The 16,498-nt window shown below is 36.1% G+C and carries 18 protein-coding genes; 2 read left to right on the top strand and 16 right to left on the bottom strand.

What is annotated here, in order from left to right; translation table 11 throughout:
• Positions 1 to 90: 90 nt before the first annotated feature.
• From C3L50_RS05530 to C3L50_RS05515, 4 genes are all read right to left on the bottom strand, one after another.
• Positions 91 to 1,128: an aldo/keto reductase gene (locus C3L50_RS05530; protein WP_165783978.1), complete on the bottom strand. Its 1,038-nt coding sequence runs from the start codon at positions 1,126 to 1,128 to the stop codon at positions 91 to 93.
• A 143-nt stretch (positions 1,129 to 1,271) separates the two neighbouring features.
• Positions 1,272 to 1,652, bottom strand: a complete 381-nt coding sequence (locus C3L50_RS05525) for a hypothetical protein (protein WP_133158853.1) — start codon at positions 1,650 to 1,652, stop codon at positions 1,272 to 1,274.
• 208 nt (positions 1,653 to 1,860) lie between these two features.
• Positions 1,861 to 2,802 carry an OmpA/MotB family protein gene (locus C3L50_RS05520; RefSeq protein WP_103805170.1) on the bottom strand — a complete coding sequence of 314 codons (942 nt, stop codon included), beginning with the start codon at positions 2,800 to 2,802 and terminating at the stop codon, positions 1,861 to 1,863.
• 46 nt (positions 2,803 to 2,848) lie between these two features.
• Positions 2,849 to 3,613 (bottom strand): exodeoxyribonuclease III, encoded by a 765-nt coding sequence (locus C3L50_RS05515; RefSeq protein ID WP_103805169.1) that lies wholly within the window; start codon positions 3,611 to 3,613, stop codon positions 2,849 to 2,851.
• Between the two features lie 117 nt (positions 3,614 to 3,730).
• Here C3L50_RS05515 and C3L50_RS05510 point away from each other — a divergent pair, with 117 nt between their 5' ends.
• The gene (locus C3L50_RS05510; RefSeq protein WP_103805168.1) at positions 3,731 to 5,533 is read left to right on the top strand and encodes a GNAT family N-acyltransferase; all 1,803 of its coding nucleotides are present in this window, start codon (positions 3,731 to 3,733) and stop codon (positions 5,531 to 5,533) included.
• 27 nt (positions 5,534 to 5,560) lie between these two features.
• Here the strand turns inward: C3L50_RS05510 and C3L50_RS05505 are convergent, their stop codons facing one another.
• The 4 genes from C3L50_RS05505 to C3L50_RS05490 all read right to left on the bottom strand — a co-directional run bounded on the left by C3L50_RS05505 (position 5,561) and on the right by C3L50_RS05490 (position 7,968).
• Complete coding sequence (locus tag C3L50_RS05505; RefSeq protein ID WP_103805167.1) at positions 5,561 to 6,025, bottom strand: DUF2752 domain-containing protein; 465 nt, start codon at positions 6,023 to 6,025, stop codon at positions 5,561 to 5,563.
• Positions 6,000 to 6,380: a DUF4234 domain-containing protein gene (locus C3L50_RS05500; RefSeq protein ID WP_103805166.1), complete on the bottom strand. Its 381-nt coding sequence runs from the start codon at positions 6,378 to 6,380 to the stop codon at positions 6,000 to 6,002. The genes C3L50_RS05505 and C3L50_RS05500 overlap by 26 nt, the downstream gene beginning before the upstream one ends.
• A gap of 69 nt (positions 6,381 to 6,449) precedes the next feature.
• Complete coding sequence (locus tag C3L50_RS05495; RefSeq protein WP_103805165.1) at positions 6,450 to 6,872, bottom strand: DUF805 domain-containing protein; 423 nt, start codon at positions 6,870 to 6,872, stop codon at positions 6,450 to 6,452.
• A gap of 151 nt (positions 6,873 to 7,023) precedes the next feature.
• Positions 7,024 to 7,968 carry a 2-hydroxyacid dehydrogenase gene (locus C3L50_RS05490; RefSeq protein WP_103805164.1) on the bottom strand — a complete coding sequence of 315 codons (945 nt, stop codon included), beginning with the start codon at positions 7,966 to 7,968 and terminating at the stop codon, positions 7,024 to 7,026.
• Between the two features lie 164 nt (positions 7,969 to 8,132).
• Between C3L50_RS05490 and C3L50_RS05485 the strand changes: the two genes are divergently transcribed.
• Positions 8,133 to 8,972: a toxin-antitoxin system YwqK family antitoxin gene (locus C3L50_RS05485; RefSeq protein WP_103805163.1), complete on the top strand. Its 840-nt coding sequence runs from the start codon at positions 8,133 to 8,135 to the stop codon at positions 8,970 to 8,972.
• Positions 8,973 to 9,198: 226 nt separating this feature from the next.
• Here C3L50_RS05485 and proC read toward each other — a convergent pair whose 3' ends face one another.
• The 8 genes from proC to serS all read right to left on the bottom strand — a co-directional run bounded on the left by proC (position 9,199) and on the right by serS (position 16,421).
• A complete protein-coding gene (gene proC / locus C3L50_RS05480; protein ID WP_103805162.1) occupies positions 9,199 to 9,975 on the bottom strand; it encodes a pyrroline-5-carboxylate reductase in 777 nt (258 codons plus the stop codon).
• Positions 9,976 to 9,987: 12 nt separating this feature from the next.
• A complete protein-coding gene (gene mgtE / locus C3L50_RS05475; protein ID WP_103805161.1) occupies positions 9,988 to 11,340 on the bottom strand; it encodes a magnesium transporter in 1,353 nt (450 codons plus the stop codon).
• Positions 11,330 to 12,109 (bottom strand): 16S rRNA (adenine(1518)-N(6)/adenine(1519)-N(6))-dimethyltransferase RsmA, encoded by a 780-nt coding sequence (rsmA, locus tag C3L50_RS05470; protein ID WP_103805160.1) that lies wholly within the window; start codon positions 12,107 to 12,109, stop codon positions 11,330 to 11,332. Before rsmA ends, mgtE begins: the two co-directional genes overlap by 11 nt.
• A 46-nt stretch (positions 12,110 to 12,155) precedes the next feature.
• Positions 12,156 to 12,479, bottom strand: coding sequence for a DUF485 domain-containing protein (locus C3L50_RS05465; RefSeq protein ID WP_103805159.1), 324 nt, complete (start codon positions 12,477 to 12,479; stop codon positions 12,156 to 12,158).
• Positions 12,480 to 12,488: 9 nt separating this feature from the next.
• Positions 12,489 to 12,812: a DUF4286 family protein gene (locus tag C3L50_RS05460; protein WP_103805158.1), complete on the bottom strand. Its 324-nt coding sequence runs from the start codon at positions 12,810 to 12,812 to the stop codon at positions 12,489 to 12,491.
• Between the two features lie 72 nt (positions 12,813 to 12,884).
• A complete protein-coding gene (locus tag C3L50_RS05455) occupies positions 12,885 to 14,663 on the bottom strand; it encodes a tetratricopeptide repeat protein (protein WP_103805157.1) in 1,779 nt (592 codons plus the stop codon).
• A gap of 53 nt (positions 14,664 to 14,716) precedes the next feature.
• Positions 14,717 to 15,091 carry a YbbC/YhhH family protein gene (locus C3L50_RS05450; protein ID WP_103805156.1) on the bottom strand — a complete coding sequence of 125 codons (375 nt, stop codon included), beginning with the start codon at positions 15,089 to 15,091 and terminating at the stop codon, positions 14,717 to 14,719.
• 58 nt (positions 15,092 to 15,149) lie between these two features.
• Positions 15,150 to 16,421, bottom strand: coding sequence for a serine--tRNA ligase (serS, locus tag C3L50_RS05445; RefSeq protein WP_103805155.1), 1,272 nt, complete (start codon positions 16,419 to 16,421; stop codon positions 15,150 to 15,152).
• Positions 16,422 to 16,498 lie beyond the last annotated feature (77 nt).

The following is a 16,498-nucleotide window of genomic DNA, read 5'->3' as shown; positions in this document are numbered from 1 at the left end:
TTACACAGATAGAAATTAAAAAAGTCCACAAAGAAAAATAATTTTCTTTGTGGACTTTGTGCCTTCTTTGTGCCCTTTGTGTTTAAAAAACTAAGGCGCAGGATCAGGAATCACGGCCTGAACCGCATCGATTTCCTTTAAGATTTCATCCGACAACACAACATCAATTGCTGCAATGTTTTCTTTTAATTGTTCCATCGTTGTCGCGCCAATAATGGTGCTGGTCACAAAAGCTTGTTGGTTTACAAATGCCAAAGACAATTCAGTTAAACTCAAGCCATTTTTCTGGGCAACTTCATTATACAATCTGGTAGCTTCGGCAGATTGTGCGCTGTTGTATCGGGCAAATTGTGGAAATAATTTGATTCTCGCATTCGGATGACTTTCGCCAGACAAAAATTTTCCAGACAAAACTCCAAAACCCATTGGCGAATAAGCCAACAATCCCACATTTTCCCTCCAACAAACTTCGGCATTACCTACTTCGAAAGATCGGTTTAACAACGAATACGGATTTTGAACGGTTTTAATTCTAGGTAAATTATTGTATTTGCTTTCTTGCAAAAAACGCATAATCCCCCAAGGTGTTTCGTTCGAAAGTCCGATGTGGTTGATTTTTCCTTGTTTGATAAAACTTTCCAAGGTTTCTAAAACCGAATGAATATTATCTTCCCAAGCATCGTTTTGCACTTTAAAACCACGCTGTCCAAAGAAATTGGCTTTGCGTTCTGGCCAATGCAATTGGTACAAATCGATATAATCGGTTTGCAAGCGAGTCAAACTTTTGTCAATGGACAAGGCAATACTTTCTGGAGAAAAATCCATATTTTCTCGAATGTAAGCCAAGCCAGGATTGGGTCCAGCAATTTTAGAAGCAAGAAAAATTTCTTCTCTTTTTCCTGATTTTTTGAACCAAGTTCCAAGGATTTTCTCAGTACTTCCGTAAGTTTCTTTGCGTCCTGGAACCGAATACATTTCGGCAGTGTCAAAAAAATTGATTCCTTTTTCGAGTGCATAATCCATTTGAGCGTGACCCTCAGCTTCGGTATTTTGTTGACCAAAAGTCATTGTACCAAGGCAAGTTTTGCTAATTTTTATGTCGGTATTGGGTAAAGTAGTGTATTTCATTTTTAAAAATTTATGCTCAAATATACGAATGAATTTCCAATGAAAAAGGTTCAGAGAAAAACGCTGAACCTTATTTCTTTTATGAGCTTTGTCAAAGTTTGAAACTTTGACAAAGCTCTAATAACGTTCTGGTAGTAGTAGTTTTAATCATAAAGTTCTTCACCTTCTTTTATTGATTTATCAAACCTGAAGTCTACTAAAGTTCCTTTTTGAGTTTTTCCTTTTCCAATAATTTTTAAAGTTTTATTGTTAGATAAGTCAATAACTCTAATTCCAACTTCATATTTTTCACCATTAGCAAAATAAGTGTCATAGATTACATATTTAGTTTTTTCAATTGTAAATGCAACATAATTAAGATCAATACCTTCGTTTTCTATTCCTCCACCTCTTAGCCAATAAGAATATTCAAATTTGTTCCAACTCGATTTGTCTTTGGTGTTTGGGTATTCTAATTCAATGTTATTCTTTGTTCCAAATCGATAGACAATGTACTTTCCCGTTTTATCACTACAAAGAGTCATTACCTTTCCATTGTTAGTTTGGAAAGAATAAATTATCTTTTCATTCTTTAGTACAAATTTCTGTCCAAATAAATAGTAATTTGGAAAAAAAAGAAAAGCGAATATTATAATCAATTGTTTCATTTTATTTTTTTCGCGTGATTTGTGGTACTATTACCGCCAACAGTGCGATTTGTCAAAGTTTAAAACTTTGACAAAACTAGATTTCTTAATTGATCTCCTTCAACATTTCGGCGATTTCGTCTAATCTTGGAGTCAAAATAATTTCGATTCTACGGTTTTTGGCTTTTCCTTCTGGAGTGGCATTGCTGGCCAAAGGAGAAAATTCGCCACGACCAGCAGCTGTTAAATTTCGTTTGTTAATAGCCTTGTTTTCGCTTAAAATACCAACAATTGCGGTAGCTCTTTTGGTCGATAAATCCCAGTTATCGGCAATGGGTCCTGAACCTCCATAAGGAACATCATCGGTATGACCTTCAATCAAAACTGAAATATCTGGATTGTCGCCCAATACTTTTCCGACCTCAACAACGGCTTTTTTTCCTTCAGATCCTACAGCCCAACTTCCTGAATTAAACAAGAGTTTGTTTTCCATAGAAACATATACTTTTCCGTTTTTTTGCTCGACTGTCAATCCTTTTCCTTCAAATCCATTCAAAGCTTTCGAAAGGGTTTCTTTTAGTTTTCGCATACTCGCTTCTTTGGCAGCAATCAAATCTTCTAATTCTTGCAAACGTTTCGCATTTTTATCTAATTTTTCTTGTTCCAATGCCAATGCTTTTTCTTTGGCAGCCAATTGTTCTAATAATTGACGATTTTTGGCCATATTGGCTTTCAAAGATTCATCGCTGTTTTTTTCCAAAGCGGCGTACGAATCTTTCAAAACATCCATTTTTTTGTTTAAAGCGGCATAATCGGCTTGCACTTTATCGCGTTCTGCTTTTACTTTTTCTAATTCTTTTTTTGTGGCTGCTTGATCCAATTCGAGTTGGCTTTTTGCTTTTTTCAGCTCTTCATTTTCTTCAGAAATACTTTTATTTTCTTTCTTCAAATCGGCATATTTGCTTTCTAAATCATTGTATATTTTCTTGGAAACACAAGAAGTAGAAAGTGCTAGAATCAGCAATCCGAGGGAAATTCTTTTTATCATTTTTACTGTTTTTTTATTGAAATTGAATTTGACTTTTGAATTTGATTTACTCTATCTCTACCAAACTCGGACAATGGTCAGAATGCTTGGCTTCGGGTAATATAACGGCTCTTTTAATTTTTTGTTTTAAAGGTTCGCTAACTAAACAATAATCGATGCGCCAACCTTTGTTCTCCAACCTTGCCGATGGAAATCGCATCGTCCACCAAGTGTAATTATTGGGTTCTTTGTTCAAATGTCGGAAACTGTCGATGAATCCACTTTTCATAAAACCGTCTAACCAAGCTCTTTCTTCGGGCAAAAATCCTGAAGTTTTCTTGTTTCGAATAGGATCATGAATGTCGATTGCTTCGTGACAAATGTTATAATCGCCACAAATCACAAGGTTAGGGACTTCTTTTTTCAGTTCGTTGATGTAATTCTGAAAATCGTCCATATACATAAACTTGTGTTCCAGTCTTTCGCTATTGGTTCCAGAAGGCAAATACAAACTCATTACCGAAAGGTCATCAAAATCAACTCGGATATTTCTTCCCTCGAAATCCATATGCTCGATTCCAGTTCCAAAAACTACGTTGTTGGGTTTGATTTTCGACAAAATGGCCACTCCGCTGTAGCCTTTTTTGGTAGCGGGAAACCAGTAATGATAGGGATAGCCGGCAAGTTCAAAATCTAAAAGTGGAATTTGCTCTGGTGTGGCTTTTATTTCCTGAAGGCAAATTACATCGGGATTGGCTTGTTGCAACCATTCGATAAAACCTTTGGAGATTGCAGATCGAATGCCGTTGACATTATAAGAAATGATTTTCATTGCGTTTTTATTTGTGATTCAAAAGTAATGAAAACAATAAAGATTGATGCCAAAAATAGATAGAAAATAGAGTTTTTTGCTATCTTTGTTTCTTGCTCAAAAAAACATACGCTACCTATGGGTTTAGTAACCGCAAAAGAAGTTGCAAAAGCAATAAACACAGATAAATATGGAATTTTAGGTACTTTTTCGGGATGGTTGCTGATGAAAGTCTTGAAAATTTCGACCCTAAATAAAATTTACGACAGAAACAAACACTTATCAGAAGTGGAGTTTTTGAATGCCATATTGGATGAGTTTCAAATAAAATTTGAAATTCCAGAAGAAGATTTTAAAAGATTACCAAAAGATGGGGCTTACATCACTATTTCTAACCATCCGCTTGGAGGAATTGACGGCATTTTACTCTTGAAATTAATGTTGGAAAAAGAGCCTAATTTTAAAATTATAGCCAATTTCCTTTTGCATCGCATCGATCCGATGAAGCCTTACATCATGCCCGTAAATCCTTTCGAAAATCACAAAGATGCCAAGTCGAGTGTGATTGGAATTAAAGAAACCTTACGCCATTTGAGAGACGGGAAACCACTAGGAATGTTTCCGGCTGGCGAAGTTTCGACCTACAGAGATGGTAAACTTGTGGTTGACAAAGAATGGGAAGAGGGCGCTATAAAAGTAATTAGAAAAGCTCAAGTTCCTGTTGTTCCTATCTATTTTCATGCTAAAAATAGTGGATTGTTTTACTTTCTTTCTAAAATAAGCGACACTTTGCGAACTGCCAAATTACCTTCCGAATTATTGACTCAAAAAAATAGAGTAATCAAAGTTAGAATTGGAAAACCTATTTCAGTATCAGAACAAAACGAGCTCACTTCAATAGATGAGTATTCAGAGTTTTTAAGACGAAAAACCTATATGTTGGCCAAACCTTTCGAAAAGGAAACACCGTTTTTGCCAAAACCCAATTTAAAACTACCCAAGAATCCAAAAAAAATAGCTACTGCTGTTAATCAAGACAAAATGATTACAGAAGTAAACTCCCTAAGAGAAAAAGATTGTCGATTATTGGAAAGCAAAAACTATGAAGTCTTCTTTGCCAAAGCCGAAGAAATGCCAAATATCCTTCAGGAAATAGGTCGATTACGAGAAATTACTTTCAGAGAAGTGGGCGAAGGAACCAATGAATCTACCGATATCGATTCCTACGACACCCACTATCGTCATTTGTTTTTATGGGATGGCGATGCCAAAAAAATTGCTGGGGCCTATCGAATGGGGCTGGGTTCTGAAATTTATCCAAAATATGGAATTGAAGGGTTTTATTTAACAGATTTGTTTGGGTTTGAACCCGAATTACACGACATGCTTCACCATTCTATCGAAATGGGTCGTGCCTTTATCATCAAAGAATACCAACAAAAACCGATGCCTCTTTTCTTGCTTTGGAAAGGAATTATTCACATTACGCTGCGTCATCCTGAACATAAATTCTTGCTTGGAGGCGTGAGTATCAGCAATCAATTTTCGAATTTTTCGAAATCGCTGATGATTGAATTTATGAAGTCTAATTTTTATGACCCCTATATTGCTCAATACATTCATCCTAAAAAGGAGTTTAAAGTCAAGCTAAAAGACGCCGATAAGGATTTTATTTTTGATGAAGCCGAAGCCGATTTGAACAAATTTGACAAATTGATTGACGAGTTAGAGCCAGGTTCTTTGCGTTTGCCCGTTTTGATCAAAAAATACATCAAACAAAATGCTCGTGTCATTGCTTTTAATGTTGACCCACTATTCAATAACGCTATTGACGGATTGATGTACATTCGAATTTCTGAAATTCCAGATAGTACTGTAAAACCTGTTATGGAAGAATTTCAAGCAGAATTAGAAAGAAAATTAGCAGAGAAGGAAGAGTAATCAGATGGCAGAAGACGGCTTAACTCTTTACCTCCAAATAGACTGACATATAATATCGTCAATCGAATGATTCTTGATGAAATAAATAATTCTAATAAAATGATACGTTGCTAGAAAAAGAGCCAATCCATAGGCTAGTTTTTTATTGAACAACAACTGTGTAAAATATTCTTTTTTAGTAATCAATTCGGCAGAAAGTACACCAATTGTTGCCACACAAAAAAGAATCACAAAAGGGCCTAAAATATGATAATACAAACTTTTTTGTAAATCGCCCTCATATAAATAAACCAACGATTTTGTGATGCCGCAGCCCGGACACGGAAAACCTGTAAGCATCTTTAAAGGGCAAAGCGATTGAGCCGTTTCGAGATGATTGTCCTGATGAAAAACAATTAAAAAAAACGGAACCATCAGCGTGATAAAGGCGCCGATGATTCCGTAGATTTTACGTTTAAATTTTGTATTAATTGTATAATTTATTGATGTCATTTTGAACAATCATTGCTGCTGCCATTGGAAAGAAAAACCCTAAAACTATCAATAAAGTAGAATCGTCTTTTTGCGGATAACCAATGCGTTTATACACTTCTGGCAGTCCTTCCTTGCCTGCTAAATAAAAGAAATAAACGTTTATAGGAAAACAACATCCTGCAAAAATAGCGATAGGAGACGAAATAACTTCACGCCCTGTCACTGCATTTAGCACTTCGGCAATTTTAATATTCCAATAAATATGATACAATCCGCAGGTGACAAATCCTAAAATTAATACTAAAATTGGGTCAACTTTGAATACTGGTATTGGGTTGTTTGGTTTATTCCAATGTTCTGTAATGGTTTCCATGGTTTGTTGATTAATTGGTTTTGGTAAAATTATAAAATTTATTGAAATACTGTAGGTTTCAATTATTAATTATGCTTCGGTTGTACCAATTTCGCTGATTGAATCCAGTTGAGATTTAGGATCTGATCCATATTGATTTGTACCGATAGTTCCTTCTGTAAAAAATAAAACTAACAACCAAATTGAACCTATTAAAGGAATTAATATAATAAAATAAAACCATCCACTCTTATCTACATCATGCAATCTTCTTACTATTACTGCAAAAGCAGGAATTATGGTCAATAAAGTGTATATCGCAAATACAATATAGGCCGCTACAACTCCTCCAAATGTATTATCAAATAACGAACCTATTACAGCACCAATAATTAGTGATGACAATAAAATTATTAAATTAAATAAGTGAAAATACCAATACTCACTTCGTCTTGCTCTTCCTTTAAAATTTGCGTAATTTTCGAAAACTACTTTTTTGTACCATTCAATCATATTTAATACTATTAATTGTTATTACCTACTCTTGTGGATTTTCGGTTGCTCCTCGTTTTTCATTGGTTTCTGAACTCCGTTTGAAGTGCTAATATATAAAATTTAAGGAAAAGTAGTATTATAAAATCTTAATTTTTTGATTTAATGAATTTTAAGAATATAGTTTATTGATTTTATCCACAATTACCTGTGCTAATCGTTCGTGACTTTCAAATGTCCAGCCGGCTATGTGTGGCGAGAGAATTACATTTTTCGAATTCAATAAATACTGGAAAGCTTCGGGAGTTTCTTTATCTTGAAAAAGAGTTTCGAAAGACAGTTTTTCATACTCCAAAACGTCTAAACCGGCTCCGAGAATTTTACCTGTTTTCATCGCTTCGACTAAATCGGCAGTGACTATGTTTTTGCCACGAGAAGTATTGATAATCCAGAACGGTTTGGCGAAAGCCTTGATAAAATCGGCATCAACCATTTTGTCCGTTTCGGGTGTCCAAGGTATGTGCAGGCTTAAAACATCTACTTTTTGCTGAAATTCTTCGAGCGAAACTTGTCGTGCATTTTCATCGCCCACATTTTCCAGAATGTCGTAACACAATACTTCTACCTCAAAACCTCGCAGTTTTTTGGCAAAAGATTTCCCCATATTTCCGTAACCTATAATCCCAACGGTTTTACCATCCAATTCGTGACCACGGTTTTTTTCCCGGTTCCAATGTCCTGATTTTACTTCGTTGTCGGCTTGATTCAAATTGTTGAAAAGCGACAAAATCATTCCCAAAGTATGTTCGGCTACGGCATTTCGGTTGCCTTCCGGTGCAGCAATGAGTGCGATGTTTTTGGATAATGCATAGTCGCAATCGATGCTTTCCAAGCCTGCTCCAACTCTTGCAATAAATTGCAAATTGGTGGCTTTGTCCAGAAATGTTCGATCGATTTTGAACCGGCTGCGGATAACGATACCTTGGTAATCGTGTATTTTGGCTTCGATTTCCGCTTTGGAAGAAGTAAAATCTTTGTGGTTGGTAAATCCTGCTTGTTGCAATTGTTCCCAAAGTACGGGATGATTGCTATCGATGTGGAGGATATTGATATCCATAAAAAGTGTTGCTAAATTTGACATTCCAAAATAACAAAAAAAATGCGGTTAATCCTTTTATCAAGAGGAATTAGTAGTACAATTTTGTAAGTTTGTATGATGAAATAAATTTTTAAAAGTCATTTTCACTTATTTATATACTACAAATATCAAAAACCTATTTTATGTTTAAAAAATTATTTCTATCTATATCATTATTGTTTTTGTTATCCTGTTCTAATAAAAAGACTGAATACGACACAAATGGTAACAAGACAAAAGAATATGAATTGATAAACAATAAAATATCTGGTGTCTACAAAGAATTTTATAAAAATGGTGATTTAAAAGCTATTCACAAATATAAAAATGGAATAAGAACGGATTCATCCATCTATTACAACAATAAAGAAGAAATAGTTTTAATTGATAAATATTTAAAAAACAACATACTTTATCAAAAAGAGTTTAATAACAATGTGTTAATATCAGAGGGCAAGTGTTCATATAAAACTCAATTAGACCAATATTCATATGTCAATCAAATAGACAAATGGAAGTATTATAAAAAAAATGGCAAGATTGATAAAGTAATTGAATATATAAATTTATGTGGTAAACAATACAGTAATCAAGGCTGGTATTTTGATAATAAAGGAGACACAATAAAAAAATATGGTAATTATTTTGAAATTAAGTTTTTACCAAAAAACTTCAAGAAAAAAGAAGTTGTTTGTATACAAATGATTTATAAACCTATAATTTATCTTAATTCTGATGTGATGCTTTGCTTTGATATAGAAAATAAAGTCTCTAAAGATTTTTGCAATATCCATAAAGTGAAATTAGCTAAAATTTACAAAACATCAGAGATTCTCAAAACATATGTCAAGTTTGAAAGTAGTGGTCAAAAAAATCTTCGAGGTTACATCAAAGAGTTTTTTAATAAACAAGCAACTGAACAAGACTCAATAACATCCGGTGAAAGATACCTTTACTTTGATATACCAATAAAAGTTGAATAATATTCAAACACCATATTATTGCAATTGTTCCCAAAGTGTGGGATGATTGCTGTCGATGTGGAGGATTTTTATTAGACCTAACAGGTTTTTAAAACCTGTTAGGTCTTGTAAGTCACTCTTTCGCATTAGGGATGGCAGTGGAGCTCTCCCGATTTTTCATCGGGAAGCGGGAACGTACAGCCCGACCACGCTGGAACGATAGTGGAAGCGTGGGAATGCCCAAAAATTATCCCTTGATTTTCTTTAAAGCTGCTTTGATTCCGCGAACCAATGAGGAACTGAATCCGTGGGTTTCCATTTCACTCAAACCGGCAATCGTACAGCCTTGTGGCGTTGTTACTCTATCAATTAATTGTTCTGGATGGATGTTTTCTTCCAAAATCATTTCGGCAGCCCCTTTTACGGTTTGGGCTGAAATATCCAAAGCCGTTTTCCAGTCGAACCCGATTTCGATTCCAGCTTGCATCGATGCACGAATGTAACGCAAGGCAAAAGCCGTTCCGCTGGCTGCCAAAACGGTCGCTGCATCCATCAATTTTTCGTCGATAATGGGTGCAGTTCCTAAATCTTTGAAAAGAGCAACGACATTCTGAGCTACCTCTTTGTGTTTTTCGTTGAATGCAATACAAGTTGCCGAAGCGCCAAATTGAGCTGCAATATTGGGCATAATTCGAATGGCATAATTGGAATCTCCTATCTTTTTTTGCAAATTTTCAATCGACAATCCGCTTACTCCAGAAGCGACTACTTTATTTGAAATTACGGGAAGAATCTCCGCCAAAACGGTATCAACTTGATAGGGTTTGATGGTCAGGATAATAATATCTGCTTCTTGAATATTGTGTTTGTTGTCTTTTGAAACAGTCACACCCAATTCCTCTAAATACAGAATACTAGCCGTATTTCTTCTGGTTACGGTAATTTGGTTATCCTTTGAAAATTTGGCCAATCCCAATGCTACGGAAACACCCAGATTTCCTCCTCCAATAATATGTACTTTCATTTTGTATATGTATTAAAAACCTAAAATCAATCTGGCTATTGTAAAATAAATAAGAATTCCGCAAATATCATTGCTGGTCGTGATAAACGGCCCTGTGGCAAGTGCAGGGTCAATTCCGAATTTATCCAATAATATGGGGACAAATGTTCCGATAAGCGATGCGATAATAATTACAGAAATCAAGGCAATGGTCACAATAATTCCTATTATAAATTCCACGTTCAAGAGAAAATGGCTTCCCAAAAATAGTATGGTAGCCAGAATTACTCCATTCAACAAACTCAAGGAAACTTCTTTTATCAATCGGTTGAACAAGGAACCACTTAAAGTATCGTTCGCCAAACCTTGCACAATAATTGCCGAAGATTGCACACCCACATTTCCTGCCATTGCGGCAATTAAAGGCGTGAAAAAGAATAAATTTCCGTGATTGATCATTGCTCCTCCAAATAATCCGAGAACTTTTACGGAGACAAAACCTCCCAAAAGAGCCAACACCAACCAAGGCAAACGGGCTTTGGTCAACTCCAAAATGCTGTCATCTGCTTCAACGTCTTGCGAGATACCGGCAGCCAACTGGTAATCCTCGGTTGCTTCGTCCTTGATTACGTCCACGATGTCATCGATGGTGATTCGTCCTACCAATCGTCCCATTTCATCCGTAACGGGAATGGCTTCCAAATCGTATTTTTGCATGATACGAGCCACCTCAACGTCTTCGGTATCTACATTTACCCAATTTAATTTTTTGATATAAACTTCGCTAATGGGTGTTTTTGAGGATGTTGTCAACAAATCCTTGAGCGACAAACGCCCCAAAAGTCGGTCTTCATCGTCCACCACATAAATGGAATGGACTCTGGAGATATTTTCAGCCTGAATTCGCATTTGTTTGATACAAGTGAAAACGTTCCAGTTTTCGTTGACTTTTACCAACTCTTTGTGCATAATTCCACCCGCAGTATCTTCGTCATAACGTAGCAAATCGACAATATCCTTGGCGTGTTCCACGTCTTGAAGTTCCGAGATTACTTCCTGCTTTTTGCTTTGCGAAAGCTCGGCAATAATATCGGCTGCATCATTAGTTTCGAGTTCATCGAGTTCTTCGGCAATTTCTTTTGGCGAAAGTCGGCTCAATATTTTCTCCCGCAAATCGTCCTCTAATTCGAGAAGAATTTCGGCAGTTTTTTCAGAATCCAACACCTTGAAAATGTATGTGGCTTCGTCAAAATCAAGCTCGTCAAGGATTTCGGCTACGTCAGCATGATGCAAGTCATTCAATAAAACTTCCAGTTGCTGGTCGTCTTTGTTTTGAATAAGCTGCTCTAATTCGTGTATTAGTTCTTTGCTGACTTTAAACTCCATCCGCTTCTATTTTTTGGGTCAATTCTATAAATTGTGCTACGCTAAGTTGTTCTGGACGCAGGTTAAAAACTTCGTCTTCTCTTAAAATGTCGGACAAATTTAGTGTTTTTAAACTATTTCTCAAGGTTTTTCTGCGTTGCTGGAAAGCGGTTTTCACGACCGTAAAAAACAACTTTTCGCTGCAAGGCAAACTGTAATCTTCTTTTCTGCGCATTCGCATCACGCCCGATTTTACTTTTGGTGGTGGATCAAAAACGTGTTCGCTTACCGTAAACAAATATTCGGTATCATAAAAAGCTTGCGCCAAAACGGAGAGAATTCCATAGGCTTTACTTCCCTTTTTTTCGCAGATGCGTTCCGCCACTTCTTTCTGGAACATTCCCGAGAATTCCGGAATTTGATTCTTGTATTCCAATACTTTGAATACGATTTGCGTGGAAATATTGTATGGAAAATTGCCAATGATAGCCAACTGTTTTCCTTTGAAAACCTCGTTGATGTCGTATTTCAGGAAATCTTGGGAAATGATTTTGTCTTTCAATTTATCATAATGAACACCCAAATATTCTACCGATTCGGTATCAATTTCGATCACGTAGGTATTGATTGGTTTTTCCAATAAATATTTGGTCAAAACGCCCATTCCCGGACCAATTTCCAGAACATCTTCGTATCCTTCCAAACTCAAGGTGTCGGCAATGTTTTGTGCCACGCTTTCATCTTTCAAGAAATGTTGTCCCAGGTGTTTTTTGGCTTTTACTTTTTCCATAATTGTTTTTTTAAACCACAAAGGCGCAAAGGTTTTATTCTTTTATTTATATCCAAGGATTTTTATTCTTTTTTGTTACCGTTTCTATGGTATGAATACTCCAAACCAACAACCCCGGCTTTCCAATTTTTAATAATCTTTCATCCGAAACATTATTTTCTTTTGCCCAAAGAATCCATTTTTTTACTAAAATGCTCCAAGAAATCCAGCCAAAAATAAAAGCTATCAATAAATTTAATCTTAAAGATAAATCGGCAAATTCAAGTAATCCAAAAAAAACAGCCAACATAATTACAGTAATTGGCAAATTCACAGTAAGCTGTCCTCTTATGAGTACATCGAAATCTGAAAGCATTTTGTTATTTGTCATTTTTGCTTTTTAATTATTCTGGAAAAATTCCGAAATCACTTCCAACTCAGTTCGGAAAGAAAGCATTTTGTCTCCAAATAATCGCACTCCTTCTTCACGCAATGCTTCTGCTTCTGTTTGGTAATATTTTTGTAAAGTCTCCCTGCTATCCGTTAAATATTGAACGGAATACGTAACACCTCCCATTTCTTCTTCAATTAAAACCCGCGTCATTTTGGCCGACGTAAATTTTCCCGTAGCCAGCATTTCTGGAATGTGTTTGTGTTGCATCCAAATCATCCATTGGTCGTGAACGCTTTCGTGTATGTTGGTGGTAACGTTGTAAATGATCATTCTGTTTATTTGTTTAACTGGTTAATTGTTTAATCGGTTAACCAAATAAACGATTAACCGATTAACCCTTTTTCAAAGATTCTTGTCTCCCCGCAATTGCCGGTATTCCTTTCGGGCATCGACAAAATAAATACTGTCCTGATGATTGAAAATTATTTTCTCATAAAGCGGTTTTGCTTTTTCAGCGTCTTTTAATTTATCATTGTAAATTTCTGCCGAAAAAAATAATGCTTCATCAATGTAAATTCCATCGCTATGTTGGTCAATAATATTCTGGTATTGGCTTAAAGCCAAATTGTATTCGCCTTGTTTTTCGTAAACTTTTCCCAAACGCAACAAAGTCACTGCTTCGATTTCTTGCCCTTTGAAGCTTTTTAAAATCGCCTGAAACTGCGCTGTTGCTTCCTGATTCCTGTTTTGATACAAGAGATAATCACCTTTGGCAAATTGTTTCAAGGCCGTTTGGGTCGAATCGGCAACGGTGTTGTCGCTGATTAAAAGGAAATATTCCAAGGCATCGTTGGCAATCAATTGCGTGCTCGCCGATTTCAATTCCTTGAATTGTTTGGAAGCCCACACAAAATCACCTTGAAAATAACTCGTTTTGGCCGCCTTCAAACTCGCTTCGTGCGCCACGGCATCATTCTTTAAATCCTCTTCAATCTGCGAATAATAAATCAATGCCTGATTGAATTTTTCTTCGAAAAGGAAAATATCGGCCAACTCCATTTTGGCTTGAGCCTCTTCATAAACATTCAATTGCAATTCGAGCGCTTTCTTGATTATGGCTTTTCCTTCTTCGGGTTTGCTCAAATTAAAAGCCACAAAATGCGCCTGAATCAGCTGCAAAGATAAGCTAATTGGAGTTATCCCGTATTCCGTCAGCAAAGCTGTTAATTCCGTGTTGATGGTGGCAAAATCCTTTTCTTGTGCCTTGTCAATTTTCATTTCCATCAAATAAGAATTTGCTTGAATGAGCAACTCCAAATCTTTGGTGTTTTCCAAGACAAATCCCAGAATTTCCTTGGCTGCTTCGGTATCGTCTTCTTCGATGGCGAGTTGGGCTAAATTGATAATACTGGAAAGTGATTCCGGATTGCGTTTATAGACTGCTTTTTCCTGAATGAAGGCTTTTCCAAACTCTTTTTGCTGAACGTAATACCAGCTCAAATATTCGTTCCAAAAAACATCTTGGTTTTTCTGAGCTCTTGTAATTAAAGCTTTTCGCAAGGTTTCGTTGAAGTTTTCATCGCCTTCTTCCGCCATAAAACGAGACAGTTGATTTTGGATTTGAATCGAATTCTGAGGATTGGCATACGCTTCGTCCAAGAAAGTGGAAATCATCATTTCGGTGTTGCCTAATTGCCCGTAAAGCAACGCAATTTGGTAATTAAAAGGAAATTTTGGATCTAAGGTTAATGCCGTTTGATAGGATTTCAAGGCATATTCCAACAATACTTTTCTTTCGAAAGAATTGGCAATTCCATACACCTCGTTTGGATTTTTCTTGATTCTTTCTATTGCCTCGTCGTACTGTTTTTTTGCGGAAGCCTCGTTCTTTTGCAACTGGTAATTATAACCCAATTCCACTAAAAGGCTACCTTGTTTGTATTTGTCAAGCCGCTCTTTTATCAATTTTTCCGAAGCGGAAAAGTCTTGTAATTGCTGGTAACAGTCAACGATTCTATTGAAATACTGGTAGTTTTGTGGTGTTGCTTTTAATAATTCCTCGAAACTGATTTTGGCTTTCTCGAAATCGCCTTTGTCATAGTAATATTGTGCTAATTGCTCGTTTTGCGAAAAACAAACCAATGAAAAAAACAAGGCGATATGTAGAAAGAGTTTTTTCATTGATTTTAGAATTATTACTTAACCATATAAGGCATTTAAGGTCATATAAGAAATTATTTTCCGTGAATTATCTTTAAAACCTGAGCGTTTCTAGCATCAATAATAATTAAAAAAGTTCCTCCCAAACTTCCTTCTGGTAAAGTTCCTAAAATTACCCAATAGTTTTTTATTAGATACTTTTCATAAGGCTTTTGTTCTTCAATATTTGCTTTTCCATAAATTTCGAAAAGAATGGCTTCTGCAATTTTAATCGCCGTGTTACTATTTTTTACTATTAACTCTTTGTTGTCGACAAGATTGTCTCCTGGTTTATTTGCTAAAACCGCATCCAATTCTTCTTTCGCATATTTTTCACCCAAATGAGTTCTATTATTTTGGGCAAAAGAATTAATTGTAAAAGCCAAAAAAATTACGAGTAAATATTTCATAAGTCTTTTTTATTATACTAATACTTATATGACCTTAAATGCCTTATATGGTGAAAATTTAATCAATAATATCAAACCCGCAATACGGACGCAAAACCTCAGGAATTACAATGCCTTCTGCAGTCTGGTAGTTTTCCAAAATTCCTGCTAGAACTCTTGGCAAAGCCAATGAACTTCCGTTTAGGGTGTGTGCCAATTGAGTTTTTCCGTCTTTGCCTTTGAAACGCAATTTCAAACGATTCGCCTGGAAAGTCTCGAAATTGGAAACAGAAGAGATCTCCAACCAACGCTCTTGCGCCGTAGAATACACTTCGAAATCATAAGTCAAAGCCGATGTGAAACCCATATCGCCGCCACAAAGACGCAAAATTCGGTACGGTAATTTCAATTCCTGCAAAATATTTTTCACGTGTTCGACCATTCCGTCCAAAGCTTCGTAGGATTTGTCGGGATGCTCGATTCGCACGATTTCGACTTTGTCAAATTGGTGCAAACGGTTCAAACCACGAACGTGAGCTCCATAAGAACCGGCTTCACGACGGAAACAAGGTGTGTAAGCCGTGGTTAAAATTGGCAATTCGTTTTCTGCCAAAATCACGTCACGAAACAAATTCGTTACTGGAACTTCTGCCGTTGGAATCAAGTACAAATCATCGGTTTTGTCGTGGTACATTTGCCCTTCTTTGTCCGGCAATTGTCCAGTTCCGTATGCCGAAGCTTCGTTGACCATATGTGGCACCTGTACTTCATTGTAACCTGCAGCGGTGTTTTTGTCCAAGAAATAATTGATCAAGGCACGTTGCAACTTGGCTCCTTTTCCTTTGTAAACCGGAAATCCTGCGCCTGTTATTTTGTTTCCTAATTCGAAATCTATAATGTCATATTTTTTTACCAGTTCCCAATGTGGCTGTGCGCCTTCTTGCAAAACTGGAATATCGCCTTCTTGGAAAACATTCAAATTGTCGTCTGCTGATTTTCCTTCAGGAACAATATCTGCTGGAAGGTTCGGTAAAGTGTATAGTTTCTCTAAAAGATCGGCCGCAAAAGCATCTGCTTTTTCAGATAAGTCTTTGCTTTTTTCTTTCAACAAAACGGTTTTTTCTTTGAGAATGGAGGCTTTGGCTTTCTCACCAGCCTTCATCAATTCGCCAATGTCTTTGGATAATTTATTAGATTCGGCCAAAGTATTGTCTAATTCTACTTGGGTAGCACGACGGGTTTCGTCTAGTTTTACCACTTCTTCCACAACGCTTTTGGCATCCATATTTCTTTTTGCCAAAGCTTGGATTACTTTTTCCTGATTTTCTCTAATAAATGCAATTTGTAACATATCCTGATTTTTAAAAAGCTAACTTTATATTAACGGGAGCAAATTTAAGGAAATGTTTGGTAGAAATAAGACAAAAG

The sequence above is a fragment of the Flavobacterium alvei genome (genome assembly GCF_002920895.1).
Taxonomy (GTDB): Bacteria; Bacteroidota; Bacteroidia; order Flavobacteriales; family Flavobacteriaceae; genus Flavobacterium; species Flavobacterium alvei.
The sequence above is the reverse complement of the archived record's forward strand: the minus strand, read 5'-3'. Positions and strand labels throughout refer to the sequence as shown.